Raw genomic sequence first — 420 nt, 5'->3', positions numbered from 1 at the left:
GAGGCCCGCTGCCCGCCTTGAACGCCAGCGAACCGAACGGATGATGCGCGACCTGTCGCAAGCGCGGGCGCAAATTGAACAGCTTGGGGCCAAAGCTGCCGAGGATCGCGGCAAAGCCGAGGATTCGCTGGCGCAAGCGAGCGGCATGCTTGAGGAGGAGCGTCGCAAGTCGAAAGATCTTCGTGGCGACATCGCCGAAATGGAGCTGTCCAAGGCTGCGATCGCGGATACGGCCGAGCGGGAACGGACCGGCGCAGCCACAGCGCGAGAACGGGTCGAGCAGACCGCAAGCGAGACGGCGCAGGCGCTGGCACGGGAACACGCTTCAGCAGTCGCCGCCCGTGAGGACCTCAACAAAGTTCGCCTTGAGCGCGACGCGGCCGAACAGGAGCGAGCCAAGGCTATCTCAGCGAGAGAGCG

Annotated in this window: 1 pseudogene; it reads left to right on the top strand. The window is 65.7% G+C overall.

Annotation, left to right across the window (positions count from 1 at the left end):
* Window positions 1-40: 40 nt before the first annotated feature.
* Window positions 41-420: pseudogene (locus EOA29_RS40370) on the top strand (hypothetical protein); the annotation flags it as partial.

Origin of the sequence: Mesorhizobium sp. M1E.F.Ca.ET.063.01.1.1, assembly GCF_003998155.1 — a bacterium.
GTDB lineage: Bacteria > Pseudomonadota > Alphaproteobacteria > Rhizobiales > Rhizobiaceae > Mesorhizobium.
This window is presented reverse-complemented; position numbering and strand designations above follow the sequence as displayed.